The sequence below is a fragment of the Burkholderia guangdongensis genome (genome assembly GCF_013403875.1).
Taxonomy (GTDB): domain Bacteria; phylum Pseudomonadota; class Gammaproteobacteria; order Burkholderiales; family Burkholderiaceae; genus Burkholderia; species Burkholderia guangdongensis.
Genome location: NZ_JACBNX010000006.1, coordinates 64770 through 90770 on the forward strand (window position 1 = coordinate 64770; position 26001 = coordinate 90770).

The 26001-nt window shown below is 67.9% G+C and carries 27 protein-coding genes; 7 read left to right on the forward strand and 20 right to left on the reverse strand.

Annotation, left to right across the window (positions count from 1 at the left end; genetic code table 11):
* Nucleotides 1-9 precede the first annotated feature (9 nt).
* The 10 genes from HZI36_RS07830 to HZI36_RS07875 are packed head-to-tail and all read right to left on the reverse strand — an operon-like array spanning nucleotide 10 to nucleotide 8173.
* Nucleotides 10-831, reverse strand: a complete 822-nt coding sequence (locus HZI36_RS07830; protein ID WP_179402072.1) for an aspartate dehydrogenase — start codon at nucleotides 829-831, stop codon at nucleotides 10-12.
* Nucleotides 824-2497, reverse strand: coding sequence for a thiamine pyrophosphate-binding protein (locus tag HZI36_RS07835; protein ID WP_179402073.1), 1674 nt, complete (start codon nucleotides 2495-2497; stop codon nucleotides 824-826). Before HZI36_RS07835 ends, HZI36_RS07830 begins: the two co-directional genes overlap by 8 nt.
* Nucleotides 2490-3287: an SDR family oxidoreductase gene (locus HZI36_RS07840; protein ID WP_179402074.1), complete on the reverse strand. Its 798-nt coding sequence runs from the start codon at nucleotides 3285-3287 to the stop codon at nucleotides 2490-2492. Before HZI36_RS07840 ends, HZI36_RS07835 begins: the two co-directional genes overlap by 8 nt.
* Complete coding sequence (locus tag HZI36_RS07845; protein WP_179402075.1) at nucleotides 3284-4156, reverse strand: IclR family transcriptional regulator; 873 nt, start codon at nucleotides 4154-4156, stop codon at nucleotides 3284-3286. The genes HZI36_RS07840 and HZI36_RS07845 overlap by 4 nt, the downstream gene beginning before the upstream one ends.
* Nucleotides 4153-5055 carry an alpha/beta fold hydrolase gene (locus tag HZI36_RS07850; RefSeq protein WP_179402076.1) on the reverse strand — a complete coding sequence of 301 codons (903 nt, stop codon included), beginning with the start codon at nucleotides 5053-5055 and terminating at the stop codon, nucleotides 4153-4155. The genes HZI36_RS07845 and HZI36_RS07850 overlap by 4 nt, the downstream gene beginning before the upstream one ends.
* Before the next feature lie 18 nt (nucleotides 5056-5073).
* On the reverse strand, nucleotides 5074-5601 hold the full coding sequence (locus tag HZI36_RS07855) for a cupin domain-containing protein (RefSeq protein WP_179402077.1): 528 nt from the start codon (nucleotides 5599-5601) through the stop codon (nucleotides 5074-5076).
* A 25-nt stretch (nucleotides 5602-5626) separates the two neighbouring features.
* Nucleotides 5627-6421: an SDR family oxidoreductase gene (locus HZI36_RS07860; RefSeq protein WP_179402078.1), complete on the reverse strand. Its 795-nt coding sequence runs from the start codon at nucleotides 6419-6421 to the stop codon at nucleotides 5627-5629.
* On the reverse strand, nucleotides 6414-7496 hold the full coding sequence (locus HZI36_RS07865; RefSeq protein ID WP_179402079.1) for an aromatic ring-hydroxylating oxygenase subunit alpha: 1083 nt from the start codon (nucleotides 7494-7496) through the stop codon (nucleotides 6414-6416). Before HZI36_RS07865 ends, HZI36_RS07860 begins: the two co-directional genes overlap by 8 nt.
* A 46-nt stretch (nucleotides 7497-7542) precedes the next feature.
* Nucleotides 7543-7854, reverse strand: coding sequence for a recombinase-like helix-turn-helix domain-containing protein (locus HZI36_RS07870; RefSeq protein ID WP_179402080.1), 312 nt, complete (start codon nucleotides 7852-7854; stop codon nucleotides 7543-7545).
* 1 nt (nucleotide 7855) lies between these two features.
* Nucleotides 7856-8173, reverse strand: coding sequence for a non-heme iron oxygenase ferredoxin subunit (locus HZI36_RS07875; RefSeq protein ID WP_179402081.1), 318 nt, complete (start codon nucleotides 8171-8173; stop codon nucleotides 7856-7858).
* A gap of 451 nt (nucleotides 8174-8624) precedes the next feature.
* Here HZI36_RS07875 and HZI36_RS07880 point away from each other — a divergent pair, with 451 nt between their 5' ends.
* Nucleotides 8625-9704, forward strand: a complete 1080-nt coding sequence (locus HZI36_RS07880; protein WP_179402082.1) for a porin — start codon at nucleotides 8625-8627, stop codon at nucleotides 9702-9704.
* Nucleotides 9705-9816: 112 nt separating this feature from the next.
* Here HZI36_RS07880 and HZI36_RS07885 read toward each other — a convergent pair whose 3' ends face one another.
* Nucleotides 9817-10761, reverse strand: coding sequence for an IclR family transcriptional regulator (locus HZI36_RS07885; protein WP_179402083.1), 945 nt, complete (start codon nucleotides 10759-10761; stop codon nucleotides 9817-9819).
* A 227-nt stretch (nucleotides 10762-10988) separates the two neighbouring features.
* On the reverse strand, nucleotides 10989-13118 hold the full coding sequence (locus HZI36_RS07890) for an alpha/beta hydrolase fold domain-containing protein (RefSeq protein ID WP_179402084.1): 2130 nt from the start codon (nucleotides 13116-13118) through the stop codon (nucleotides 10989-10991).
* Nucleotides 13119-13184: 66 nt separating this feature from the next.
* Between HZI36_RS07890 and HZI36_RS07895 the strand changes: the two genes are divergently transcribed.
* Nucleotides 13185-13871 (forward strand): TetR/AcrR family transcriptional regulator, encoded by a 687-nt coding sequence (locus HZI36_RS07895; protein WP_179402085.1) that lies wholly within the window; start codon nucleotides 13185-13187, stop codon nucleotides 13869-13871.
* A 25-nt stretch (nucleotides 13872-13896) separates the two neighbouring features.
* Here HZI36_RS07895 and HZI36_RS07900 read toward each other — a convergent pair whose 3' ends face one another.
* Complete coding sequence (locus HZI36_RS07900; protein ID WP_179402086.1) at nucleotides 13897-14505, reverse strand: alpha-ketoglutarate-dependent dioxygenase AlkB family protein; 609 nt, start codon at nucleotides 14503-14505, stop codon at nucleotides 13897-13899.
* 329 nt (nucleotides 14506-14834) lie between these two features.
* Here HZI36_RS07900 and HZI36_RS07905 point away from each other — a divergent pair, with 329 nt between their 5' ends.
* The 3 genes from HZI36_RS07905 (at nucleotide 14835) to HZI36_RS07915 (ending at nucleotide 17742) form a co-directional block, all read left to right on the forward strand.
* Nucleotides 14835-15419: a malonic semialdehyde reductase gene (locus HZI36_RS07905; RefSeq protein WP_179402087.1), complete on the forward strand. Its 585-nt coding sequence runs from the start codon at nucleotides 14835-14837 to the stop codon at nucleotides 15417-15419.
* Between the two features lie 78 nt (nucleotides 15420-15497).
* On the forward strand, nucleotides 15498-16661 hold the full coding sequence (locus HZI36_RS07910) for a metallophosphoesterase (RefSeq protein ID WP_179402088.1): 1164 nt from the start codon (nucleotides 15498-15500) through the stop codon (nucleotides 16659-16661).
* 373 nt (nucleotides 16662-17034) lie between these two features.
* Entirely contained in the window at nucleotides 17035-17742 is a 708-nt protein-coding gene (locus HZI36_RS07915; RefSeq protein ID WP_179402089.1) for an MgtC/SapB family protein, read from the forward strand.
* Nucleotides 17743-17748: 6 nt separating this feature from the next.
* Here the strand turns inward: HZI36_RS07915 and HZI36_RS07920 are convergent, their stop codons facing one another.
* Nucleotides 17749-18465 carry an autoinducer binding domain-containing protein gene (locus tag HZI36_RS07920; protein WP_179402090.1) on the reverse strand — a complete coding sequence of 239 codons (717 nt, stop codon included), beginning with the start codon at nucleotides 18463-18465 and terminating at the stop codon, nucleotides 17749-17751.
* Between the two features lie 348 nt (nucleotides 18466-18813).
* Here HZI36_RS07920 and HZI36_RS07925 point away from each other — a divergent pair, with 348 nt between their 5' ends.
* The gene (locus tag HZI36_RS07925; RefSeq protein WP_179402091.1) at nucleotides 18814-19584 is read left to right on the forward strand and encodes a hypothetical protein; all 771 of its coding nucleotides are present in this window, start codon (nucleotides 18814-18816) and stop codon (nucleotides 19582-19584) included.
* Between the two features lie 155 nt (nucleotides 19585-19739).
* On the opposite strand, the gene HZI36_RS07930 is transcribed toward HZI36_RS07925, so the two are convergent.
* Entirely contained in the window at nucleotides 19740-20984 is a 1245-nt protein-coding gene (locus HZI36_RS07930; RefSeq protein WP_179402092.1) for an NAD(P)/FAD-dependent oxidoreductase, read from the reverse strand.
* Nucleotides 20985-21093: 109 nt separating this feature from the next.
* Between HZI36_RS07930 and HZI36_RS07935 the strand changes: the two genes are divergently transcribed.
* The gene (locus tag HZI36_RS07935; protein ID WP_179402093.1) at nucleotides 21094-21816 is read left to right on the forward strand and encodes a class I SAM-dependent methyltransferase; all 723 of its coding nucleotides are present in this window, start codon (nucleotides 21094-21096) and stop codon (nucleotides 21814-21816) included.
* A gap of 15 nt (nucleotides 21817-21831) precedes the next feature.
* Here HZI36_RS07935 and HZI36_RS07940 read toward each other — a convergent pair whose 3' ends face one another.
* The 5 genes from HZI36_RS07940 to HZI36_RS07960 are packed head-to-tail and all read right to left on the reverse strand — an operon-like array spanning nucleotide 21832 to nucleotide 25980.
* A complete protein-coding gene (locus HZI36_RS07940; protein WP_179402094.1) occupies nucleotides 21832-22254 on the reverse strand; it encodes a signal peptidase in 423 nt (140 codons plus the stop codon).
* Between the two features lie 51 nt (nucleotides 22255-22305).
* Complete coding sequence (locus tag HZI36_RS07945) at nucleotides 22306-23538, reverse strand: beta-ketoacyl-[acyl-carrier-protein] synthase family protein (RefSeq protein ID WP_179402095.1); 1233 nt, start codon at nucleotides 23536-23538, stop codon at nucleotides 22306-22308.
* Nucleotides 23535-24767, reverse strand: coding sequence for a beta-ketoacyl-ACP synthase (locus tag HZI36_RS07950; RefSeq protein ID WP_179402096.1), 1233 nt, complete (start codon nucleotides 24765-24767; stop codon nucleotides 23535-23537). The genes HZI36_RS07945 and HZI36_RS07950 overlap by 4 nt, the downstream gene beginning before the upstream one ends.
* Entirely contained in the window at nucleotides 24767-25492 is a 726-nt protein-coding gene (locus HZI36_RS07955; protein WP_179402097.1) for a 3-ketoacyl-ACP reductase FabG2, read from the reverse strand. Before HZI36_RS07955 ends, HZI36_RS07950 begins: the two co-directional genes overlap by 1 nt.
* On the reverse strand, nucleotides 25489-25980 hold the full coding sequence (locus tag HZI36_RS07960) for a hotdog family protein (RefSeq protein WP_179402098.1): 492 nt from the start codon (nucleotides 25978-25980) through the stop codon (nucleotides 25489-25491). Before HZI36_RS07960 ends, HZI36_RS07955 begins: the two co-directional genes overlap by 4 nt.
* Nucleotides 25981-26001 lie beyond the last annotated feature (21 nt).

Below are 26001 nucleotides of genomic sequence, written 5' to 3' on the forward strand. Positions count from 1 at the left end.
GGATCCAGGTCAGATCACGCAGCGGGCCACGCGGTTGCGCAGCGCGCGGATTGCGCTGAACGCGGTCAGCGCGGACGTCTTCGGGTTGTCGGGCAGCGGCTTGCCGCTCATCTCGAGCGACATCTCGCCGAATGCGCCGCGCGCGGTAAACCGGTGCACGTTGCGCGTCATCGCCGGGTCGGCGATCAGGCGCACGCGCGTGTCGTCGAGGCCGAGGCCCGCGAGCGCGACCGTCGCGGCCACGTTCGCGTTCTTCGGATACAGGCGCGCGGCGTCGCGTGCGTTGCCTTCGAAGATCACCTTCTCTTCGGCCAGCGCGCGCAGGTCGCACACTTCTTCCGCCGGCGTGCCGAGCCAGCCGAGCGGCGGCTTGCGGCCGACGTACACCACCTCGTCGAGGCCGCCCATCTTCGCGGACGCGAGCGCGTCGATCCCGCCGATCGCGCCCGACAGCAGCGTCAGCGTCGCACCGCCGTCTTCGGCCGCCTTCTGCAGCTCGTCGAGCAATGCGAGGTCGGACAGCGCGCCGATCGACGCGACCGCGCAATCGACGCCCGACTTCAGCAACGGCACGACGTGATCGACGAGCGCGCCGTGGCCCGCGCATTCGAGCACGAACTCGGGGCGGCGCGACAGCGCGCCGACCGACGACACGACCTCGACGCCGTCGCCGACCGCGTCGCGCACGGCCGCGCACTGCTGCTCGGGCACGATCACGTGCGCGATGCGCAGCGCAGCGTCGTGCTCGACCGCGCGGTAGACGGTCGCACCGATCGCGCCGAAGCCGATCATCGCGACGTCGACCGGCGCTTGAGCAGGCACGTTACGCATACTGGCGCTCCTCGGGCGTGTCCTTCTTCACGGGCGGGCCCGCGAACGCGGAAGCGAACGAGCCGACCGACAGCATGTCGACTTCGACGAGCACCGGGCCCTTCTTCTCGATCCCTTCGCGGACGATCGCTTCCGCCTGGTCGAGCGACGTGATTCGGTGGTGCGTGAGGCCGAAGCTCGCGCAGAACTGCGCGAAATCCGGCTGATGCAGCTGCACGAAGCAGCGGCGGCCGCCATACTGCGCGTCCTGAATGTTGCGGATCACGCCGTAGCACTGGTCGTTCATCAGCACGATCATCACGTTGGCGTTTTCCTGCACGGCGGTCACGAGTTCGCCGACGTTGACCATCAGGCCGCCGTCGCCGACCAGGCAGACCGTCTTCGCGGCCGCGTCGGCCAGCGCCGCGCCGATCGCCATCTGCATCCCCTGGCCGATCCCGCCGCCGAGCGCATGCACGCCCGCGCGCGGCTCGAAGATCTGCAGCAGGCGGTTGCCCCACGTGCTGTTCGAGATCGTCACGTCGCGCACCCAGTTGTAGTCGCGGCCGACCGCGCCCTGCAGCGTGTCGACGAGCTGCTTGTACGGCCCGAGGCCCTCCGCGACGTCCGCGACCGCGCGCTCGCGCGCGGCGGCCAGATCGGCGCCGAACTGCGGATCGACGTTCAACCGGCCTTCGAGGCGATCGGCCAGCTCGGCGAGCACGCGCTTCGCGTCGCCGTGCACGAACAGCTCGTTGCGATAGCCGCGGTTGTCGGCGAGCGCGTCCGCATCGACGCGGAACAGCGGCTGCGGCAGGCCGAGCTTGTACTTCAGCGTCTCGTTGCCGCGCAGGCGCGAGCCGACGACGACGAGCGCATCGCACGTCTTGTAGAACGCCTCGACCGCCGAATGCACGTTGAACGCGCCGAGCGTCGCCGGGTGATCTTCCGGCAGCACGCCGCGGCCCTGCACGCTCGTCACGACGCCGAAGCCGAGCTTCACGAGGCGCTCGACCTCTTCACGCGCATGGCGCGCGCCGCCACCGAGCCACAGCAGCGGGCGGCGCTTCTGCGCGAGCGCGTCGGCGAGCTTCTCGACACGCGCTTCGTCGTGCTCGCGAACCGTCACGTGCGCGGGCGCCAGGTCTTCCGGCCAGTCGATCAGGGCAGCCTGGATGTCGATCGGAATCTCGACCGACACCGGGCCCGTCGGCGCGGTCTGCGCGATGCGCACCGCTTCGCGGATCGTCGGCAGCACGGTCTCGACCGTCCGCACGCGGAACGCGGCCTTCGACACCGAATGCAGCATCGTCAACTGGTCCGGCGCCTCGTGGATGTACGCGAGATCCTGATCCAGATACGGCGTTTCGATCTGCCCGGTGATGTGCAGCATCGCGGTGCCGGCCGTCAGCGCCTCGACCATCGCGCCGGCGGCATTGCCCGCGGCGGTGCCGGTGCTCGTGAACGCGACGCCGAGGCCGCCCGACACGCGTGCGAGGCCGTCCGCCATGTTCACCGCGCCCGCTTCGCCACGCGCGCCGACGTAGCGGATGTTCCCGCGCGTGTTGATCGCGTCGAGAATCGGCATGTTGTGGATCGAGATCACACCGAAGGCGGTTTTCACGCCGCACTGTTCGAGGAAGGCGGCAATCAGCTCGCCAGCCGTGGTTCGGGTTTTGTTAGACATGGCGTGCAAAGCCTCCAGAAACGTCGATATGGCTGCCGGTCGTGTAGGACGACAGATGCGTTGCGAGATAAAAGAGCGCCCAGGCGGCCTCGTCGGGCCGGCCGAAGCGGTTCAGCGGAATGTTCTTCTTGCGGGCGAGTTCGCCCGTCCAGTCTTCCCAGCTTTCGCCGGGCTGTGCCTGCGCCTCGTAACGGCGGCGCCATTGCCCCGATTCGACGATGCCGATCAGGATCGAATTGACTCGAATGCGCTGCGGCGCGAGCTCGTTCGCGAGCGACTTCACGAGGCTCAGCACGCCCGCGCGCGCCGACGACGTCGCGACCATGTGCGGCTCCGGCTGCAGCGCGAGCAGCGAGTTCACGCAGGTGATCGTCGGCGTTTGCGCGTCGCGCAGCAGCGGCAGGAACGCGCGCGTCGGGCGGATGATGCTGAAGTACTTCAGCTCGAGCTCGTCGCGCCACGCGTCGTCGGTCGTGTCCGCGAACGTCGACACGCGCCCTTGCCCCGCGTTGTTGATCAGCATGTCCGCGCGGCCGAAGCGGTCGGACACGGTCTGCGCGAAGCGCGCGACGTCGTCCGCGTCGAGCACGTCGCATTGCGCGGCGAGCAGTTGCGCGCCCGCGAACTTCGCTTTCAGCGCCGCTTCGGCACGCTCGAGACGCGCGGCGTCGCGGCCGCAGATCGCGACGGATGCGCCCGCGCTCAGCAGCAATTCGGTCGTCGCGAGCCCGATGCCGGACGAACCGCCCGTCACCACCGCGACCTGGCCGGTCAAATCGATCTGGATCATCGGAGTCCTAATGCTTTCAAGTACGTGCTCTCTTCGTCAGAGCGATAATTCAGGCGCCGCGACAGTTCCGCCGCCGCGCGCTGCACCTTGTCGATCAGTCCTTGCTCGATCAGCGTGTCGTCGATCTCGGGGCGCGGCACCGTCACCGTGATGCACGCGACGATCTTCTGCGTGTCGTTGCGCACCGGCGCCGTGACGACCGAGATGCCGCGCTCGAACGCCGAGTTGCCGATCCCGTAGCCGCGCAACGCGTCCTCGCGGATCACCTGATACAGCGCGTCGACGGATTCGGGCGTCATCTTCGTCACGCAGTCGAGCCAGCCTTCCGGATACAGCGCGTGCAGTTCCTTCAGCGACAGGTCGCCCATCAGCACGTGGCCGTGCGTCGTCGCGTGCGCGGGCAGCCGCGTCCCGACGTTCACGCGCACCGAGCTGAATGCCGACGCCTGGCTCTGCGCCTTCGCGACGAACACGACGTCACGGCCGTCGCGGATCACGATGTGCGTCGTGAAGCCGGTCGCATCGCGCAGGCTCTCGATCACCGGCAGGCCGAGATCGGTCAGCTCGAGCGAGCTCAGATACTCGAAGCCGAGCCGCAGCACCGCGACGCCGAGCCGGTAGTTCCGGTCCTTGTCCGCGCGCTCGAGGAAGCCGAGCGATTCGAGCGTCTGCAACAGACGGAACACCGTCGTGCGCGGAATGCCGAGCCGCTTCGACAGTTCGGGCGCGCCGAGCACCGGCTCGCGCGGCGAGAATTCCGCGAGGATCCGCAGCCCGCGCTCGAGGCCCGGCACCACGTAGTTCGCTTCGGCTTTCACGCCGTCCGCGCCGTCCGCGCCTTCGACTTCCTTCGCCACCGGCTCGCTCATCCGTGCCTCCGCTCGGTGTCGCACCGCCGGCAGAAGCCGTCGATCAACGCGGTATACGCATCGGGGGATTCGACGTAGCCCGCATGGCCGGCCTGCGGGATCACCTGCAGCCCGACGTGCGCGGCCGCCGCGATCCGTTCGCAGGCTTCCGGCGGCGTGATCGCGTCCTGCGCGCCGACCGCGACCGCGACGCGGCCCCCGAAGTCACGATAGCCCGCAAGATCGGCCGCCAGGTCCGCGTTCGCGAGCAGATGCGTCGCCTGCGCGTAGCCGGGCGGAATGATCCGCGCCATGTTCCAGCGCACCCATGCCCGCGCGTCCTCGCTCGCGAAGCCGGACACCATGTTCGCGCTGCGCTTCTCCGCGAGCCCGGCGGGCCCGAGCTCCGCGAGCATCGCGAGCCGCGCGTCGCGGCGCGCGTCGCGCAACTCGGCGGGCGCGCTGCCGTAGCCGCCCGCGGGCGAGATCAGCAGCAGGCCCGCGATCCGCTCGGGCATCGTGCGGGCGAAGCCACCCGCGACGATCGCGCCGAGCGAATGCCCGACCAGTACACAGCGGGCGATGCCGAGCGCATCGAGCCACGCGTTCAGCGACGCCGCATAGTCGGCGGCGACCGGCGACGCGCCGTGCACCGGCGTCGACGCGCCGTAGCCGGGCGCGTCCCACGCGAGCACGCGGCGCGACGCGCCGAGCACGTCGAGCTGACGCACCCACGACGCGGCGCCCGAGCCGATGCCGTGCAGCAGCACGACCGGCAGCGTGTCCGCTTGCGCGGCGCCGGCCTCGCGGTAGCCGATCGTGCCCGCGGCGCCGGCTTCGCCACGCTGCTCGGGAAACTTCTCGAGCAGCGCCACGAAGGCCGCGATGCGGTCGCTTTCGCGTTTGTCGATGACACTCATTGCTTCACCCGTTCCCGCTTAGCGCTTGATCTTCGCGAGCGGCGAATCAGGCGGATACGTCGGCGTGATCGGCGTCGACGAACCGAGCATCACGCACATCAGCGCGTCTTCCTCGCCGATGTTGATCTCGGTGCGATACACGCCGGGCGGCACGGAGATCAGGTCGCGCTCGCCGAGGATCGCTTCCCAGGTCTCGCCGTCGCGCTCGCAGATCACCTTCATCTTGCCGCGCAGCACGAAGAAGATTTCCTCGACGTCGGTGTGGATGTGGCTCGGGCCGATGTTGCCGGCCGGAATCACCATCGTCGAGAACGTGAAGTTGCCGGCCGGCACCGTGTTGACGTCCTTCGCGACGCCCGTGCCACCCGTGCCGACGTAGCGCATCTGCGCACGGCGGTATTTCGGGTCGTAATCGGCCTGGAACTTCAGCGCATCCCAGTCGTACCGACGCGTCGCATAGCGCGCGACGCGCCCTTCCATCCAGTCCGTGAAGCTCGCGCCGTCCGGCTGATCCCACGACTTGCGCTCGATTGCGGTGTCCGCCATCTTCCTCTCCTTCAGAGTGAAACCATCAGTTCATTACGAAGCCGCCGTTCACCGGCAGCAGTTGTCCCGTCACGAAGCGCGCCGCGTCCGACAGCAGGAACAGCACCGGGCCCGTCACGTCGTCGGGCACCTGCGAGCGCGTCAGCGCGCGGCCCTGCATGTAGTACGCGTGGCGCTCGGCCGGCACGTACGCGGTCGCTTCCACTTCGGTCAGCCCCGGCGCGATCGCATTGACCGTCACGCCGTGCGCGCCGAATTCGCGTGCCTGCGCGTGCGTCATCGCGATCACCGCGCCCTTGCTCGCGACGTACGCGAGCAGCCTCGGCGCGCCCCAGAGCGCCGTATCCGACGCGAGGTTCACGATCGCGCCGCGGCCCGATTTCGCGAGATGCGGCAGCGCCGCGTTGCTCACGAGCCAGACGCCGCGCACGTTCACGTTCATCACCGCGTCCCACGTCGGCACTGCGAGCTCGGTCGACAGCTTGCCGCCCGAGTTCGTGATCGCCGCGTTGTTGATCAGCGCGTCGATGCCGCCGAGCGCAGCCGCGCTCTGCTCGACGAACGCGTCGATGCTGGCCGGCTCCGCGAGGTCGAGATCGAAGAAATGCGCGGCGTGGCCGTCGGCGGCGAGCTGCGCGGCGAGCGCGCGGCCTTCGTCGGCGAGCACGTCGCCGAACGCGACCTGCGCGCCGGCTTCGACGAGCGACTTCACGAACGCGGCGCCGAGGCCTCGCGCGCCGCCGGTGACGAGCACGCGCCGTCCGGCAAGCGGAATCGCGGTGCGGGCCGCCACGCGTTCAGCGGATGCGCGCTCAGCCATGTGCCGGCTCCGATGCAGCCGCTTGGGCCGCCTGCGCTGCGCGGTGCGCGTCGAGCGCGGTCAGATGCTCCTGCGCACGGGTGCGCAGCATCCGGCGCACGCGCGACATGCCGACGTCGTGCTGATACAGGTTCTCGTGATCGCGCGCGTGCGGCGCGAGGCTTTCGAGCACGTAGCGGTCCTGCTCGAGCACCGCCCAGTGCAGCCCCTCGAGGCGGTTGCGGTACAGGAAGCGCCACACGTCGCGTTCCCAGCCGCTGACCTTGCGGGTGCGCCAGAAATAGGCCTGGCAATGGTCGTCGTCGACCGGCGTCGCAAAGCCGATGATCCCGAAGTTGCCGCCCGGGCCGAACTTCTGCTGATACGGAATCGCGAGGCGCATCCACAGGCAGCCGGTCTCGCCGAGCTCGACCCAGTCGAAGTTCACGTCGCGCTGGCCGACCTTCTCGAACATCAGGCCGCTTTCGGTCTTGCGCACGCGCATGTCGGCCTGCTTGTCGCCTTCGGCCATCGAGTGCGACGTCGCGTGCAGGTACGCGCCGTGCATCGGGTCCATCACGTTGTCGATCGCGTACTGGTAATTGCAGTTCCAGTTCGACATGCAGAGGAAATGCGCGTGCTCGTCCGACACGAGCTCCTCCGGCAGCACGAGCGGCGCCGGTTCCTTGTGCAGGTCGTCGCCGAACCACAGAAAGATCGCGCCGGCCTTCTCCTCGACCGGATACGACTTCACGCAGGTCGTGCCTTCCATCGGGCAGTTCGCGACGGCCGGCACGCGTTCGACGGTGCCTTCACCGTTCACTTCGATGCCGTGATACCAGCAGGCGACGCTGTTGCCGAGATTCCAGCCCAGCGACAGGCGCGCGCCACGGTGCGGGCAGCGATCCTCGAGCGCGTGGACCTTGCCGTCCTGACCGCGCCACAGCACGATCTGCTCGGACAGGCGCGTGATGCCGATCGGCGCGTTCGCGACCTGCCAGCTCGGGGCAACGGGGTACCAGTAGTTCTTGATGCCGCGGTCGAGGTAGGCGCGGACCGGATCGGCGGAGGAATGCGATTGAGCGGGGGACGTCATCAGTGTGCTCCGGATGCGTAGAGGTCAGGGTCGACGGGGCGCGCGGTCATTCCGCGAGCGAGGCCACTTCCGAGCGGAAGCGCTCGGTGGTCCACAACGCACCGTCCGGCGTGCGGAAGCCGAGACGGTTCAGCCCGTCGACCACGTCGGCGAGTTCGGTCGCGCCGGCGCCGAACACCTGCTCGAGCGCATCGCCGAAGTCATTCTCGTACCGGGTCGGCTCGGCCTTGCGGGTCTGCCAGATCTGGTTCTCGACCTGGCCCGGTTGCTCGATCTGCCCCTTGCCCGCGACGTTGTTCGGCTCGGGCGCCTTCCACGGCTTCAGATACGGATTGAAGTTCACGGTCGCTTCCTTCATGTCATTCCACCTTGATCTGGATTTCCTCGCCGGCGAGACGCACTGCGTACTGCTTCAGTGCACGGCCGCCGGGCCCCTTCAGACATTCGCCGGTCTTGATGTCGAACACCGCTTCGTGCAGCGGGCATTCGACGGTGCCTTCGTCGACGAAGCCCTGCGTCAGCAGCGCGTATGCGTGCGGACACACGTTCTCGAGTGCGTACACCTCGTCGCCGACTCGATAAATCCCGATTTCGACGCCGTCGGCGCGCTTGAACTCGACCGGCGTGTCCTCGGACAGCGCGCCGGCGTGTCCGGCGCAAACCCATTGCTCTGACATGTCACACCCTTCCTTCAGATCGACTTTCGGTTTCCGTTTGTTCCATATTAGGAACGTCAGTTTATGGATGGTGATTATAGGAGCGACTTCGACGGAAAAAAACGAAAAGCTGCACGCCCTAGGGAAAACACCGACTGTGCGCTCGGGCGTTGTTCGCCAGTATCGGCGAAATCCCGAATTTTTCTTATGTTTCACGTGTTTATAAGGGATTCCACGCACGCCGGCAATGGCCAGCCTCGCGTGTGCCCGAGCGTTCTGACCCGAAAAATTTATTTTTTTCCACCGTCTTCGGCCCTCTATACTTCATTCCACCAGAGGCACGTCGTTCCTTATATGGAACATAAAAAGCGCCCCCAACAATGTGAGAAAGCGCGCGACCGACCAGGCGCGGCCGGCCATCCGTTTCGCGCGCCACGCCCCGTGTTCATCTAGCAAAGATTCAGGAGATCAAATGGTCAAGCATGCGATTGCAGCAGCAGTCATCGGAATGGGCGCCGTGTCCGGCGCGTGGGCGCAGAGCAGCGTGACGCTGTACGGCAGCCTCGACGCGGGCGTCGCCTACGTGAACAACGTCGGCGGCCACACGAAATGGTCGGAAATCCAGGGCAACACGCAGCCCGACCGCTGGGGTCTGCGTGGGCGCGAGGACCTGGGCGGCGGGCTCGCCGCGGTCTTCCAGCTCGAAAACGGCTTCGCGACGAACACCGGCGCGCTGTCGACCGCGAACACGCTGTTCAACCGCGCCGCATTCGTCGGCCTGAGCTCCGACACCTACGGCACGCTGACGCTCGGCCGCCAGTCCACGCTGACGTTCGACTCCCTGGGCCCGCTCAGCACCGCGTATCTCGCGATGAGCTGGTACGCGTTCCATCCGGGCAACATCGACGGCCTCGCGCTGACCGGCAACGTGCCGTACAACAACTCGGTCAAATATCGCTCGCCGACCTTCTGGGGCATCACGGGCGCGGCGCAGATGGCGCTGGGCAACACGACGAATTTCTCGAACGGCAAGTCGGTCAGCGCGAGCCTCAGCTACGCGAACGGCCCGTTCAAGGCCGCGGCCGTTTACTCGGATGAGCACAACCGTTCGATCCTGATCAGCCAGACCGGGATCGCGAGCTTCCAGGGTCAGAACACGGCGGCCGGCTATCTGGCCGACAAGGTCGAGAACATCGGCGCCGGCGCGTCGTACAACTTCGGTCCGGTGCTCGTGCACGGCCTGTACACGCGCGTGAAGATGCAGTCGAACGGCTTCTCGAACACGTTCCAGAGCTACGACGCCGGCGCGAACGTGAACACGAGCGCGTTCAACACGATCGCGGGCGGCGCGGCGACGTCGACGCTCTCCGGCAAGCGCTGGACGCAGTTCGAACTCGGCGACATCTACTCGCTGTCGAAGCGCACGCAGCTCTACGCGAACGTGCTGTACGAGCACGCGAGCGGCGGCGCGCAAGCGGCGTTCTTCACGGCGGGCACGTCGAGCTCCGCGAACCAGGTCGTCGTGCTCACGGGGATTCATCACTCGTTCTGAGTGGACGGCACACGAACCGCGCGGCGCATGTCCTGCATGCGCTGCCGCAAACGACAAGAGCGGCCTCGGCCGCTCTTTTTTTGCGTTGTGCTTGCGTCGCCGCGTCGCCGACTCAGAACATCGCCACCCGCCGCCGCGCATGCGCGAATGTCGGATCGCTGTCGAGCGGCCGGTAGTTCAGGCGCTGCGACAGATCGACCGCCGCGCCGCAAACGCCCTCGACGAGCCGCTCCTTCTCGCGCGCCTCGCCGATCTGCGAGCGTGGCACGGTCGCGGTGATCGCCGCGACGATCGCGCCCGACTGATCGCGCACCGGCGCGGTCACGGCCGAGATGCCGGACTCGAACGCGGATTCGCTCATCGCGTAGCCGAGCCGCGCGTACTGACGCACGCGCTCGTATAGCTCGTCGACCGTGTCGGGCGTGTGCTCGGTGAAACGCTCGAGACGCTTTTCCGGATAGAGCTGGCGCAGCGCGTCGCGGGTCAGGTCGCCCATCAGCACATGGCCGTGCACGGTCGCGTGCGCGGGCATTCGCGTGCCGACGTGGACCTTCACGGTGCCGAACATCGACGTATTGCTCTGCGCCTTCGCGACGAACACGACATCGCGCTCGTCGCGGATCAGCAGATGCGTGGTGAAGCCGGTCGCGTCGCGCAGCCGTTCGAGGACCGGCGTGCCGAGATCGGTGAGCTCGAGCGAGTTCAGGTATTCGAAGCCGAGCCGCAGCACGGCGACGCCGAGCCGGAAATAGCGGTCGCCGTTCACCCGCTCAAGAAAGCCGAGCGATTCGAGCGTCTGCAGCAGACGAAACACCGTCGTGCGCGGAATGCCGAGCCGCTTCGACAGTTCGGGGGCGCCGAGTACCTGCTCGCGCGCGGAGAATTCGGTGAGAATCCGCAGGCCGCGTTCGAGCCCCGGCACGAGATACGACGGCGCGCCGCCGGCCGATTCATCGGCGGCGGGCTGCTCCGGCGCATCGTCCGCCGGCGCGGCGCGGCGCGCGCCGCTCGCGTCGGCGGCCGCCTGCGCGGCGTCGCCCTTCGTTGTTTTGGCCATGTGCGCCTGAAGTGGAGAGAGGTTCAACAATCAACGTATCCCGTTGATTCACAATTTTAACTTCGGGCAAACGCGAAGCGGCCGCTCGAGCGCAGTTAATTATGCCCTGATTACATTGTCACGCAACCCGGCGAGCGGCGGCGCACCCTACCTACGGATCGCCGCCCCCTCCGCTGCTCCGGGTCGAACGCATGACGCCGGAATCGCGAGCGCGCCGAGGCGCCCGGTCATGTCCGCAGCAGCTTCCTGCTCCATTGACCGATTTCTTCGAGCGTTTCGGCAGCCTCCGGCAGGAACGGGAAGAGCGTAAAGACGTGAACCGAATCGGACACCATCCGCAGCTGCACGTCCACGCCGGCGGCCTTCGCGCTTTCCGCGAAGCGAGTCGCATCGCTTTCCAGCACCTCGCCGTGCACCGCGGACAGGAAGACCGGCGGAAGATCCGCGAGATTCGCGAACAGCGGCGACACCATCGGATCCGTCGGCTCGTGCCCCTGGAAATACGACGCGACGAGATTGGACAGCGTCTCCCGGTTGGCGGCCGGGTCGTCGCCCGAGTTCGCCAGAACCGATGCGCCGCCGAGCGTGAGATCGGTGAGCGCGCAGATCGCGATCACGCCGGCCGGTAGCGGCAGACCGGCGCGACGCAACGCGGCGGCCAGCGCCAGCGCGAGCCCGCCCCCCGACGATTCGCCGCTCAGGAAGAGCGTCGAAGGGTCGACGCCCGACGCGAGCAAACCGCGATACGCACCGAATGCATCGTCGATCGCCGCCGGATACGGATGCTCGGGCGCCAGGCGATAGTCGACCGTGTAGCACGGGCCGTTCAGCGCGCGCGACAGACGGCTGGCGTACTCGACCGAACTCTTCGCCGAACCGAGCACGTAGCCGCCGCCGTGGAAATGCAGCACGGTCGCACGTGGCGCGGCGCCGGCAGTTGTCACCCGCAACGCGCTCACCCCGTGCAGGTCGACGTCCGATACGTCGGCGCTCGCCGGCGGCGGGAACTGCGTCAGCAGGAACCGTTCATAGGCGGCACGCTGACCCCGGTCGCCCCGGGCGATATCGTCCGGCGTAAACACCCCCTTCCAGAGATCGAACGCGCGCTGGCTCTCCGGACGCGCCATGCGCTTGCCTTCGCGCGCCGCGCTGAGCCCGACGACCTCGCCGGGCGGCAACTTGACCGCCTGAACGATGTCGTGCCCCCATGCGAACGACCACGATGCCTCGGCCAGCGGATCGATGCGCGAGAGCCCCTTGAGGCGGCCGTTGCGCTGACGCACGCGCGCCTCGTCAGGCTCGTGCGCCCAGTCGACGACGAAGCGGGCGCCGGCCTGAATCCGCGTGGTTCGAGGCTGGCGGCGCTGCTCGTATTCCAGCAGCGCGTCCTGAACGCCGGCCCGGCCATGGTTCCGCAGGCAGACCGCGAGCGCCCACGCGTCCTCGATCGCCTGGCAGGCCCCTTGCGCGAGATACGGCACCATCGCATGCGCCGCGTCGCCGAGCAGCGCAATCCGGCCGTCGCTCCAGTGCTCGATCGGGTCGCGGTGATACATCCCGGTGATGAATGCCGAATCCACGGCTTCCAGCATCTTCCGCACGGTCGGCTCGGCCCCCTCGAACGAGCGCCGCAGTTGCGCGACGTCGCCGGACTGCGTCCACGACTCGCGGCTCACTTCCGTGGCGGGCACCGACGCCAGAATGCTGTAGAGATCCTTGCGAACCCAGTACGACACGATATTCCTGCCGACGCCGAACCAGTTGTTGCCCGCGACCGGCAGCTTCAGGCCCGTGAGCCGGTCCGCGGGAATGAGCGAGCGCCACATCAGGATGTTCGCGAACTGCTTCTCCTCGGGCCCCCGCAACGCGGTCCGCACCGCCGAGTGAATGCCGTCCGCGCCGATCACCGCGTCGCCGCGAATGACTTCCCCGGTCTGCAGCGTCACACAGGCGCCATCATCGTCCTGCGACACGGACGCGCATTCCGCGCCCAGCCGCACGACGCCGGGCGGCAGCGCGTTCGCGAGCAAGTCGATCAGGTCCGCGCGATGGACGTTGTACAGCAGCCCGCCGTAACGGGCTTGCGCCGCCTTTCCGAGCGGCGCGACGTACAGCAGGCGCCCGGTCGACAACTCCAGGTAATCGAAGCGCTCGGGCACCGTTGCGATCTTCGCGAGCGCCGGCTCGAGCCCCAATTCCCGCAGCACGATCGTCCCGTTCGCGGCGATCTGGACCCCCGCGCCCACCTCGGTCAACCGCGGTGCCCGCTCCAGTACAATCGGCTCGATACCGTGATGCAGTAGGGCCAGCGCTGTCGTCAGCCCGCCTACGCCTCCACCCACAATGACAATTTTCACGACAAGTTTCTCCAATCGAGTTAGTTAACCAACTATAGTTAATTAACTGAAAACGGTAAAGTAGCAATGACATCAGGGAAAACACTGAGATCGGATGGCGCCGAAACGCGGACACGTCTGAAGGAAGAGGCCCAGCGGCTGTTTGCTCAACGGGGCGTGGACGGTGTGTCCGTGCAGGACATCATTTCGGCTGCCGGGCAGCGCAATAGCGCGTCACTGCGCTATTACTTCGGCAACAAGCTCGAGTTGGCCCGGGAGCTCGTGGTGGAAGGCGCACGCCTGATCGATGAGGAACGCCAGGCGCGCGTCGACGCGCTGGAGGCCGGGCACGCGGTCACGCTCCGCGCGGTGCTGGAAGCGCTGGTGTTTCCGGTGCTGAGCCTCGCCGACCGCACGGGCCAGGCGACGTATATCCGGATGATTTCCAATCTGCAGCTCAATAACCGCGCCTTCTTGCGCGATGCACTGGAAAACAAGTGGAACGTCGGGTACCAGCGTTGCCTCGCCCATATTCGAGCGTTACTGCCCGAGATTCCGCCCCGGATTCTCGATCACCGGCTGTCGCTGGTGGGGATCTACGGCAATGCCGCGCTGGCCGCGTGGGAAACCAGTCGCGACAACGGCGAGCCGGATCGCCTGTGGTCGCCCCGATACGCCGTCTCCAGCCTGATCGACAGTTTCGAGAGCATGCTCGGCGCGGCCCCGTCGCAGCAGACGCAGGCGCTTTGGGCGGAGACGTCCGCACCCCGGTGAGTCCGTCCGGATGAAGCACGCGCCGCTATCCGGACGCCCGCGCCGGCGACGCGATCCGGCGGAACGTCAGGTTGATCCGCTCGCCCTGCACCGCGGGCGCCTTCGGGATCCGGTGCTGCCATTGCGCCTGCGTGCTGCCGCGCATCACGAGCAGACTGCCGTGCGTCAGACGATACGTCTGCACGGCGCCTGTCGCGCGATGCCGCAGATCGAACGCGCGCGTGCTGCCGAGGCTCACCGACGCGATCACCGGCGCATCGCCGAGTTCGGGCTCGCTGTCCGCGTGCCAGCCCATGCTGTCGTTGCCGTTGCGGTAGCGGTTCAGCAGCACGCTGTTGAAGCGCACGCCGCATATCTGCTCGGCCGCGTGCCGCAATTCGAGCACGGCGGGCGTCCACGGCGCGGGCACGTTGCGGATCCCCGAATACACGTAGACGGCGTCCGGCTCGCCCTGCCACGCGGTGAGCCGCGGCAGCGGAATGCGGCCGCGCGGCGTGCGGATCGCATCCTGGCGCCACGCGACCTCGTCGATCAGCGCGGTCAGCATCCGGTCGGCCAGCTCGCGGGAAAGCCAGTCCGGATACCAGTCCACGTCGGGCGCGGGCGTGTCATCGAAAAGATCGAACGTCGACATGTCGTGCAAAGAAAGCGGCGGGCGGCAAAGCGCCGCATGTCTGCATACTAGGCGAAAAGCGTCGCAGCCTCGCGCGGCGCAAACGGATCGACGGGCCGCGCCACCCGCGCGCCCACCCCGGGCGCCCAGCCGGGCACCTACCCCGAGCGCTCAGCCGGGCACCCACCCCCAAGCGCTCAGCCGGGCGCACCGCCGGCCACGCCAGGTGCGTTCGCGCGCATCGGGCTATCATCGCGGGGTGTCGCCGTGCGCCGCGCCATCGACGCGCGGCGCCGCCTTTCCACTGCCCGCCGTCCGGCACGACCCGACGGCCATTTGCGGACACCACCATGACGCTACCCGATTCCGCCCTCGATCAGTTGTTCCATCACGCGCGCACGCACAATGCGTGGCTCGACAAGCCGGTCGACGACGCACTGCTCCATCGGCTGATCGATCTGACGAAACTCGGCCCGACGTCCGCGAACTCGAGCCCCGCGCGCTTCGTGTTCGTGAAGTCGCCGGAAGCGAAGGCGCGGCTGAAGCCGGCGCTGTCCGAGGGCAATCTCGCGAAGACGATGGCCGCGCCCGTCACCGCGATCGTCGCGATGGATCTCGCGTTCCACGAGCATCTGCCGAAGCTGTTCCCGCACGCGGACGCGCGCAGCTGGTTCGCCGGCAACGATGCGCTGATCCACGCGACCGCGTTCCGCAACTCGTCGCTGCAGGGCGCGTACCTGATCATGGCCGCGCGCGCGCTCGGCCTCGACGCGGGCCCGATGTCCGGCTTCGACAACGCGAAAGTCGACGACGCGTTCTTCGCGGGCACGACGGTGAAGAGCAACTTCCTCGTGAACCTCGGCTACGGCGACGCGTCCGCGCTGTTCCCGCGCAGCCCGCGCTTCGCGTTCGACGAGATCGCGCGCATCGAATGACGCATCGGCGGCGCGCGCCCGTCACGTCCGCGCGCGCCGTCCCGCCCCGAACCACGCCACTCTGAACCGCCCCGCCTCATGCGACGCATCTCCCGCTTCCTGCTCCGGCTGATCGTGATCGGCGTGCTGCTGCACGCCTACGTCGGCTTCCGGCTGATTCCCGATTTCGCGTCGCCGACGCTGCGCGTGGCCGGCGCGCTGTGGCTCGTCGCGTCGTGCCTGCTGATCCCGCTCGGGATGCTGTCGCGCCGGCTCGAATCGCATTCGATCGGCGACCGCATCGCGTGGATCGGCCTGCTCGCGATGGGCTTCTTCTCGTCGCTGCTCGTGCTGACGTTCGCGCGCGACCTGCTGCTCGCGTCGCTGTTGACCGTCGACGCGCTCGCACCGCACGCGGTGTCGCTCGCGCACTGGCGCGGCGCGAGTGCGACCGCGGTGCCGGCGCTCGCGCTCGTCGCCAGCGCGATCGGCTTTCTGAACGCACGGCGGCGCGCGCGGGTCGTGCGCGTCGACGTGCCGATCGTCGGCCTGCCCGACGCGCTACACGGCTTCTCGATCGTGCAGATCAGCGACATCCACGTCGGCCCCACGATCAAGCGCGATTACGTCGCGGCGATCGTGCAGGCGGTGAACCGGCTGCAGCCGGACCTGATCGCGGTCACCGGCGACGTCGTCGACGGCAGCGTCGCGCAGCTCGCCGATCACGCGGCGCCGCTCGGCGAGCTGCGTGCGCGGCACGGCGCGTACGTCGTCACCGGCAACCACGAGTACTACTCGGGCGCCGAGCAGTGGATCGACGCGTTCCGCCGGCTCGGGCTGCAGGTGCTGCTCAACGAGCACCGGACGATCGAGCACGGCGACGCGCGCCTCGTGATCGCCGGCGTCACCGACTACTCGGCCGGCCAGTTCGATCCCGCGCACCGCAGCGACCCTGGCGCGGCGCTCGCCGGCGCGCCCGCCGACGTGCAGATTCGCGTGCTGCTCGCGCATCAGCCGCGCAGCGCGCCGGCGGCAGCCGAGGCCGGCTTCACGCTGCAGTTGTCCGGCCACACGCACGGCGGCCAGTTCTTCCCGTGGAATTTCTTCGTGCGGCTGCAGCAGCCGTTTACGGCCGGGCTTGCGCGCTGGGAAGGGCTCTGGGTCTATACGAGCCGAGGCACCGGCTACTGGGGGCCGCCGAAGCGCTTCGGCGCGCCGTCGGAGATCACGCACGTGCGGCTCGTGCGCGGCGACGCGAGCTGAGCGGCGACGCGAGCTCAGCGGCGCGGCCGTCCGGGCACGGCCGCGCGCATCCGCGACGTGCCCGCGACGCGCCCGTTCACATGCCCGTTGACGCACTCACGCGCCGCCCACTAGAATCCCGCCCATTCGATCTTCCAGGAATCACCGTGGACAGTTGCAGCACGATGCGTGCCGAACCTGCCGCCTGAACGCCTGCCTGCCGCAGACCCTCCTGCCCCGGCCCGCGTTCCAGCGAGTCCGGCACGCCGCTCCGTTTCACATTGCATGACCGGTTCGCGCGGTACAGTACCGCGCGGCAACGCTTTCGTGCGCCGCCGCCTGATCGGGCGCGCGCCGCGAGCCGGCATGCGCCCCTAGCCCGGCAGGACAACACATGACTCTCGAATTCGCACTCCGTCTTTTCACCGCCTTCACGTGCGGCGTCGCCATCGGCCTCGAGCGGCAGATCCGGCAGCGCACCGCGGGCCTGCGCACGATCACGCTCGTCGCGAGCGGCGCATGCCTGTTCGTCACGCTCGGCGTGCTGACCGGCAACGGCGTCGCCGGCGTCACGCAGATCGCCGCGTACGTGGTGTCGGGTGTCGGCTTCCTCGGCGGCGGCGTGATCATGCGCGACAAGGGGTCGATCCAGGGGATCAACACCGCGGCGACGCTGTGGTGCTCGGCGGCGGTCGGCGTGCTGTCGGGCGCCGGCCATTACGTGCCGGCGCTGACCGGGACCGCCGTCGTGCTGCTGACGAACACGCTGCTGCGCGGCGTCAGCCAGGCGATCAACGCGACGCCGGTATCGAACGCGGATCTGGTCCGCGAATACCAGATCACGGTCATCTGCCTCGCGGCCGACGAGGTGCACATCCGCACGCTGCTGTCGAACTCGATGTACGCGAAGCCGCTGTCGTTCCAGAGCCTGACGAGCGAGGACGTCCCCGGCCAGCCGGACCGGCTCGAGGTGACCGCGACGCTGAAGCTGCATCCGAAGGATCAGCCGAAGCTCGAGCAGATCGCGAGCCGCATCAGCATGGAAAAGAGCATCTCGAGCGTGAGCTGGACCGCGAAGGAAGCGGAGCCGATGATGGAGTGACGGCGTTCACCGCGTGTCGAGCAGCCCGGCCGACATCGCCTTCACAACCGCCTGCACCTTGTTCGTCGCGCCGAGCTTCTCGAAGATGTTGCGAATGTGGAAGTTCACCGTGCGCTCGGCGATGCCGAGGATCTCGCCGATCTCGCACGCGGTCTTGCCTTCGGCGGTCCAGCGCAGCACGTCGCGCTCGCGCACGGTCAGCACGGCGTTCACCTCCGGCGCCAGCTTCGGCACGACGAATCCGCTCATCAGCGTGTGCGACAGGTTCGCGAGCCACAGCGCGTTCGGCCGGAGCCAGTCGGTCTCGGCGCGCGAGAGCCGCTCGGCGGAGCGCGCGAAGCTGAGCAGCCCGAGCTCGCCGTGCGGCCCCCAGCTCGACTGCGCGGCGCCGAACACGAGCCCGTGGTCGCGCGCGTCCTCCCAGAACGGCGAGCGCACGTCGTCGATGTCGGGCCATACGATCAGGTCGCGGCAAACCGCGCCGTCGCGAACCGTCGAATCGACGTCGACGTAGTTCTGCCGGTGGTAGTGCTCGATCCAGCCGTCCGGATAGGTATCGAAGACCGCGACCGCGGGCTTCGACAGCGGCAGCGGCATCCGGATCCCGTAGCAGCAGTAGTCGAAGCCGAGCTGCTTCGCGCAGGCCGCGATCAGCCGGAAGAGCTGCTGCTCGTCCCCGGCGGCATTGAGTTGGTGATAGACGTCTTGCCAGCGCACTTCCATTCGACTCTCCGACACCCCGACACCTCCGACACCCGGACACCGTGATGCGGCCCGTTGATTCGGCCCGTTGATTCGGCGATGACGCGCCGCAGCATTTTACACGCAAGCCGCGCGCCCTCTCCCGCAACCGGACGGAAAAACCTGCTCCCCACCGGATTTCCACGCGGTCGCCCAGCTCACCTGTCAGAAATGACAGTTTCCCAGTTCTCCGCCCGCCGCTGTAATGCGCGAATACCCACACGCCGACCACACGGGACCTTCACTCATGAAATGGGCGTCGCGGCGCGCGCCGGCGGCCTGGGTACGCGTCAAGCTGCGCGACTGGCGCAGCCATCGAGGAGAGTCGACTTGAATCAATTACCGATGTTGCGCGCGGCGATGCCGGGGCCGGCGGGCACGTCCGGCGCCTGCATCACGGTTGCGCACCCGCTGTTTTCGATGCCGCTCGCGCTCGCGCGGCTCGACCGGCACGGCCTCGCGTTCCGCGCGTCCGGCGCGCTGCCGGCGCTAGACGGCCTGCCGCGCGTGGCGACGCTGCTCGCCGACGACGCGCCGCCGTGCTCGTTGCGGCTGGTGATCCGCGACATCGCGCGATCGAACGGCGATCTCCACGACGTAACGATGCAACCGTCGTGCGCGGCGAGCGACGAGCTGCTGTGGCGCACGCTGCGCAGCTGGCCGTCCTACCGGCGCATCGACGGCCCGCTCGCGCCGGTTTTCGACGAATCCGATGACGCAACCGCGCCGCCCCCCGCGCTGACGTGCGGGATGCCGACCGCGGTGCGCGTCACGCGCGGCGCGGCGTTCCGGCTGGCCTGCCGCGGCGATGCGCTGTTCCTGTCCGACTGGCTCGAATATCACTTCGACGAACTTCGCGCGCTCACGCAACAGCACGCGCCGCAATTGCGGCTGAAACGGCTCGAGCGCAAGCTGACCGACGCGACGGTCGGCATACGGTTCGTCTACGACATGAACGGCCACACGATGCGGCACGCGCTGAACGACTGCGCGCGCGCCGCCTGCGCATGGATCGAGGAGGAGATGCGCGACAAATACGCACTGCCGCTCGCGCAGGCGTGGATCGGCGAGTATCGGCTGTGCGACGCTGCGGGAGGCTAGCGCGCGACGTGTGGTTTCCCTGCAACATTCGCTGCAACAAAGCGCTTGCAACGTTTAGGGTTTTCCCTTAAAGTTGCATCTGTCTCCTCCATGTCTCCAAACATGGTTTCGGCCCGCTCCAGCAGCGGGCTTTTTTATTGGTCGCCCGCCCTGCGTCATCGGGCCCGACAGATTTCGGCCAGCACCTCGAGACGCCGCGCGGGTTCGCGCACGAACGGATTCGATTCATCCCACGCATAGCCGGCGAGGATCGCGCAGATCATCCGCCCCACTTCCGGCGATTTCCTTTCGTGAAAGATGATGTCCTGCAGTTCGCCCGAATACCATCGCTCGACGAACGCGCGAAACGTGTCGATTCCCTTGCGCAGCGCGACGTCGTAATCCCGATGCCAGTCGACGGTCTCGCCGCGCCACTGCCGCTCGAGCGCACGCACGGCCAGATGCGACGAGCGCATCGCGATCGTGACGCCCGACGAGAAGATCGGATCGAGAAATTCGCCCGCATTGCCGAGCAGCGCATAGCCGGGGCCGTGCAGGCGCTCGACGTTCGACGCATAGCCTCCGATATGGCGCACCGGCATCACGAAAGGCTTCGAACCCACGAGACGCGCGAGCGTCGGCTCCGTCTGCAGCAGTTCGCGCAGCAGCGATTCACGGCGGTCGTCCGGCACATCGAGAAATGACGCTTCCGCCACGCACCCGACCGACGAGCGGCCGTTCGTGAGCGGAATCATCCAATACCAGACGTCGCGCCGCGTCGGATGCACCGCGATGCAGATCTTGTCGCGATCGGTCGAGCCCGCCGGCAATCGATCTTCGACGTGCGTAAAGATTGCCGCGCGCGTCGGCAGGCACGTGGGCGCCTCGAGATCGAGCAGCCGCGGCAGCACGCGGCCGAATCCGCTCGCGTCCAGCACGAACGACGCCTGCACCCGATAGTCGTTGCCCGCGTCGTCGGTCACGTCCAGTTGCGGCGCGTCTCCCGGCACGAATGCGCGCACCGAATGACCGAAGCGCACGTCCGCGCCCTGCTGCGCGGCACACCGGATCAGCACGTCGTCGAAGGTCGCCCGCTCCACCTGATACGCGGTTCCCCAGCCCGGCGTCGATTTATCGCGAAAATCGAACGGCACCTCGCGATCGCGGTGGACGAAATACGCGCCATTCTTGAACTGGAATCCGGTTTCGACGACGGACTGCAACATACCCGCCTCTTCCAGATACTGCATGCTTTGCGGCAACAGGCTTTCGCCGATCGAAAAGCGCGGAAAATGCTGGCGCTCGAGAACGAGCACCGAGCGCCCGGCCTTGCGCAGCAACGCCGCGGCCACCGCACCGGCCGGCCCTGCGCCGATGATCGCGACATCGGCGCGAACCCGGCGGAAATTCATTTCATTCATGATGTCATGACTCATTTGTATTGATCCGGCGTACGAACTTTCCACTTCACGACGGCGCAATGCCATTTACAATAAATACCGACAAATAACACAGATATCCGAGGAAATCATGTCGTCTCCCCGTACGCACGCCGCGACAACGTACGTCCCCGAAACCGCATTCGGCATCTGGTTCCTGCGCACGCACACCTGGGAACATCATGTGCTGCGCGTGGCGATCGCCGACCTGAAGCGCCTCGTCACCACGCCGCCGCCGTCGGAGCCGGTCGTGCTGGACGCGGGTTGCGGCCAGGGAAAGTCGTTCCGCCTCCTGCAGGACGCGTTCTCGCCGGGCAGGATCGTGGGTGTCGATTACCACCGCGAATCGCTCGCCTGCGCAGCCGTTGCCGCCGAACGCTGTAGCGTGCCCGTCGATCTGCACGAAGCCGATTGCGCGCGGCTGCCGCTGGCCGACGAAAGCGTCGATATCGTGTTCTGCCATCAGACGTTCCATCATCTCGTCGACCAGGAGCGCACGCTCGCCGAATTCCATCGCGTGCTGAAGCCGAACGGATTGCTGCTGTTCGCCGAATCGACGGATGCCTACATCAAATCCTGGATCATCCGGCTGTTGTTTCGTCATCCGATGCACGTGCAGAAGAGCGCGAACGGCTACCTCGCGATGCTGCGCGACGCCGGTTTCGCGTTCGACGAGCGCAACGTATCGCTGCCGTATCTGTGGTGGAGCCGCGCGAAGGACTTCGGCCTGTTCGAGCGGCTCGGCCTGTATCGGCCGCAGCCCGGCAAGCGCCGCGAGACGCTGGTCAACGTGGCGGCGGTCAAACCCGCATGACGCACGGCCCCCGCATCACTGCGCGTCGAGCAGCACGACGTCGCCCGATACCGTGATCGCGCCCGCGCTCGGGCTCACGCCGCACGTATAGGCAGTCTGCGAATCGGAGCGATTGTCGTGAAAGCGCGTATTGACGTTGACGACTGCGTTCGCGCCGCGCTTCTTCGCGTATTCGCGCAGACGGCCAAGCGCATCGCCGAGCGCCTGATCGCACGTCGGCTGCTCGGCGCCCGCGCGCTTGACGCGTGCCGACGCCGCATGCTGGCCGAAATCGGTTTTCACCGCCGGATGCGCGAGCGCCCCGAAGTAAAGCCTCACGCCCGACGCGTCCGGCTGAGCCGCATCCGCGGGCAGCGGCAGCGAGCGCACGACGGTGCCGCAGCCCGTCAACAGCGCCGTCGCGATCAGCATGCCAGCCAGGTGCCGTTTATGTTTCATGGTTCTTGCCCTCATGGTTGTTGTCGTCGTCATCGTTCATCGACATCAGCTTCAATCGCCTTTCCAGGCGTCCAACAGCAAACTCGCGCAACTGCCCCCGAAACCGAACGACACCGACATCGCCCGATCGATGCGCGCATCGCGCGTCGCCCGGACGATCGGCAAACGGCCGACTGCCGGGTCGAGCGGGCCGTCGACGGCCGTCCCCGCCACGAAGCCGTCGCGCATCATCAACACCGTATAGATCGCCTCGTGTGCGCCGCTCGCGCCGAGCGGATGGCCGGTCATCGCCTTCGTCGACGAAAACGCGGGCATGTCGTCGCCGAATACGGCGGACAGCGCGCGCAGTTCCTCGACATCGCCGAGCGGCGTCGACGGCGCATGCGCATTCACGTAATCGGGGCGTCGCCGCGTAGCGCCAAGCGCCATGCGCATCGCCCGTGCGATTCCCGACGCGTGCGGTGTCGCCATCCCGGTGGTATCCGTGCATTGACCGAAACCGGTCAGCTCGGCGTAAATCCGCGCGCCGCGCGCGACCGCGTGATCGAGCGATTCGAGTACGAGCATGCCGGCGCCCGACGCGATCACGAAACCGTCGCGACCGATACCGTACGGTTGCGACGCATGCTCGGGGCGGTCGTTGAAGCCGCGCGACAACGCGCCCATCGCATCGAACATCAGCGTCATGTTGTCGTGCAGCGCCTCGCTGCCGCCCGCGAGCACGATGTCCTGCGCACCCGTGCGAATCAGATGCATCGCCTGCCCGATCGCGAGCGCCGAGCTCGTGCAGGCCGACGACGGCGAATAGGCGACGCCTTCGATCCCGAACAGCTGGGCGACGCACGCGGACGCCGTGCTGCTCATCGCCTTCGGGACGACGTAAGGCGGCGCCTTGTCGATGCCGCGCGCGTGCACGATCGCCATCGCGTCGTCGTATGCGGCGATCGAGCCGATGCCGGAGCCGACGATCGCGCCCGCGCGCGGCGAGCGTAACGCCGCGGGATCGAGGCCCGCATCGTCGATCGCTTTGGCGACGGCGTGCGCGGCAAAGCGCGCGGTATCGCCCATGAAGCGCTCGTGGCGGCGCGAAAACGGCGTCTCGGCGTCGACCGTCGCGACACACGCAACCTGGCTCGCAAAGCCGCGCGCGCGCCATGCGTCGACGCGGCGCACGGCCGATCGGCCGGCGCGCAGGGCCGCCGACACGTCCGCGAGCGCGTTGCCGAGGCACGACACGATGCCGAGCCCCGTGACGACGACGCGCGACGGTCCCCCGCCGTTCATCGCGAACCGGCGCGCCGGAAGACCAGCGACGTGTTGATCCCGCCGAACGCGAAGTTGTTGCTCATCACGTACTCCGCGTCGATCGCACGGCCGGCGCCGACGATGTAGTCGAGCGCCGCACACGCCGGATCGACGGCCGACAGATTGAGCGTCGGCGCATACCAGTTGCGCTTCATCATCTCGATCGTCCACCACGCCTCGAGCGCGCCGCATGCGCCGAGCGTGTGTCCGACGTAGCTCTTCAGCGAGCTGATCGGCATGCGCTCGCCGAACACCGCATGCGTCGCATGGCTTTCCGCGACGTCGCCACGGTCGGTCGACGTCCCGTGCGCATTCACGTAGGCGATTGCCGCGGGATCGAGCGCCGCGTCGTCGAGCGCCATCCTCATCGCAACCGCCATCGTTTCGGCGGTCGGCTGCGTGATGTGCGCGCCGTCCGAATTGCAGCCGAAGCCGACCACTTCCGCATGAATCGCCGCGCCGCGCGCGCGCGCGTGCTCATATTCCTCGAGCACCAGCGTCGCGGCCCCCTCGCCGACCACGAGGCCGTCGCGCGCGACGTCGAACGGGCGCGGCGTCAATGCGGCTTCGTCGTTGCGCGTGCTGGTCGCGTACAGTGTGTCGAACACGGCGACCGCCGGCCCGGACAGCTCCTCGGCGCCGCCGGCGAGCATCAGGCGCTGCTTGCCCGTCGCGATCGCTTCATACGCGTAGCCGATCGCCTGGCTTCCGGACGCGCACGCCGACGACGTCGGCACGATGCGCCCCTTCAGATCCCAGAACAGGCTCACGTTGACCGCGGTCGTGTGCGGCATCATCTGCACGTAGCTGTTCGACGTCACGTCGCGCATCGAGCCGGTCTCGATCATCGCGCCGAACGCGCGGATCGGCTCGACCGAGCCCGACGACGATCCGTACGCGACGCCCATGCGGCCGTCCTTGATCGACGGATCGTCCGCGAGACCGGCATCGGCCAGCGCGAGCTCGCTCGCTCGCACCGCATACATCGACACCAGTCCCATCGATCGCGTCTTCTTGCGCGGATAATGCGACGGCAACGCGAAGTCCGGCAGCGGGCACGCGAGCCGCGTGTGCAGCGATTCGTAGCAATCCCACTGCGGCATGCGCTGCACCGCGTTGCGCGCCGCCTTCAGGCGCGCATCGATCTCCGGCCACGTCTCGCCGAATGCGGTCACGCCGCCCATCCCCGTCACGACGACTCGCTTCATCACACTATCCCGCCGTTGACCCCGATCACCTGCCGGGTTATGTAGGACGCGGCATCCGACATCAGGAAGCCGACCGCCGACGCAATCTCGTCGGGACGACCGACCCGCCCCATCGGCACCGCCTTCAGCGCATGCTCGAGCGGCATGTCGTCGAGCATCCCCGTATCGACGAGGCCGGGCGCCACGCAATTGACCGTGATGCCGCGCGACGCGAGTTCGACGGCCAGCGCCTTGGTCGCCCCGATCAGGCCCGCCTTGGCCGCGCTGTAATTGACCTGCCCGCGATTGCCGATCACGCCGGACACCGACGCGATCGTCACGATGCGGCCGCCGCGCCGCAGCCGGACCATCGGCATCGTCAGCGGATGGACGACGTTGTAGAAACCGTCGAGCCCCGTCTCGAGCACGATGTCCCAGTCTTCGTCGGACAGCGCCGGAAACGCGCCGTCGCGCGTCACGCCCGCGTTGCAGACGATTCCGTAATACGCGCCGCGCGCGTCGACGTCCGCTTCCAGCTGCGCGCGGCATGCCGCGCGGTCGCGCACGTCGAACTGCAGCACGCTCGCCGTGCCGCCCTGCCGCGCGATCGCCGCGGCGACCGACTCCGCTTCGTCGCGGCCGCTGCGGCAATGAACGGTCACCGCGAAGCCGTCGGCCGCGAGACGCAGCGCGACCGCACGGCCGATTCCCCGGCTTGCGCCGGTCACGAGAACTCGTCGGGTCATGAATTGAAACGCTCTTCGATGAAGGTCTGAAAATCGTCCGGCTGATACACCTTGACGACAGCTTCCGCGCAACAGTGCTCGCCGATATGGATCGCGCATTCGTATGCGCCGTGCCCTTCGTCGCCGCGCAGCAGCTCGCGCGCCTCGACCCTCAACGCGGCGCCCGATTCGAACGCCGGGCGGTGCGCACGGTAGCCGCTCGTGCCGAGCAGCACGCCCGGACGCGCGCGACCGCCCGCGTGCATCGCGAGCAGGCCGACGTGCGCGGCGATCGCCTGCGCCATCAGCTCGATACCGAGCCACGCCGGCATCGCGCCGTCCGCGTCCGCGTACCACGCGTCGGGGCGCGCGGTTGCGCGTACGTCGATCCAGGTGGCCGTGCAGCCCTCGATCGTGTCGAGCAGCAGCATCGTGCCGCGATGCGGCAGCACGTCGAGCACCGGTCGCAGCGGAATTTCCGTGTGAAGCGGACATGGGGGGCGTGTCATCTCAATCTCCGCCGGGCCGCC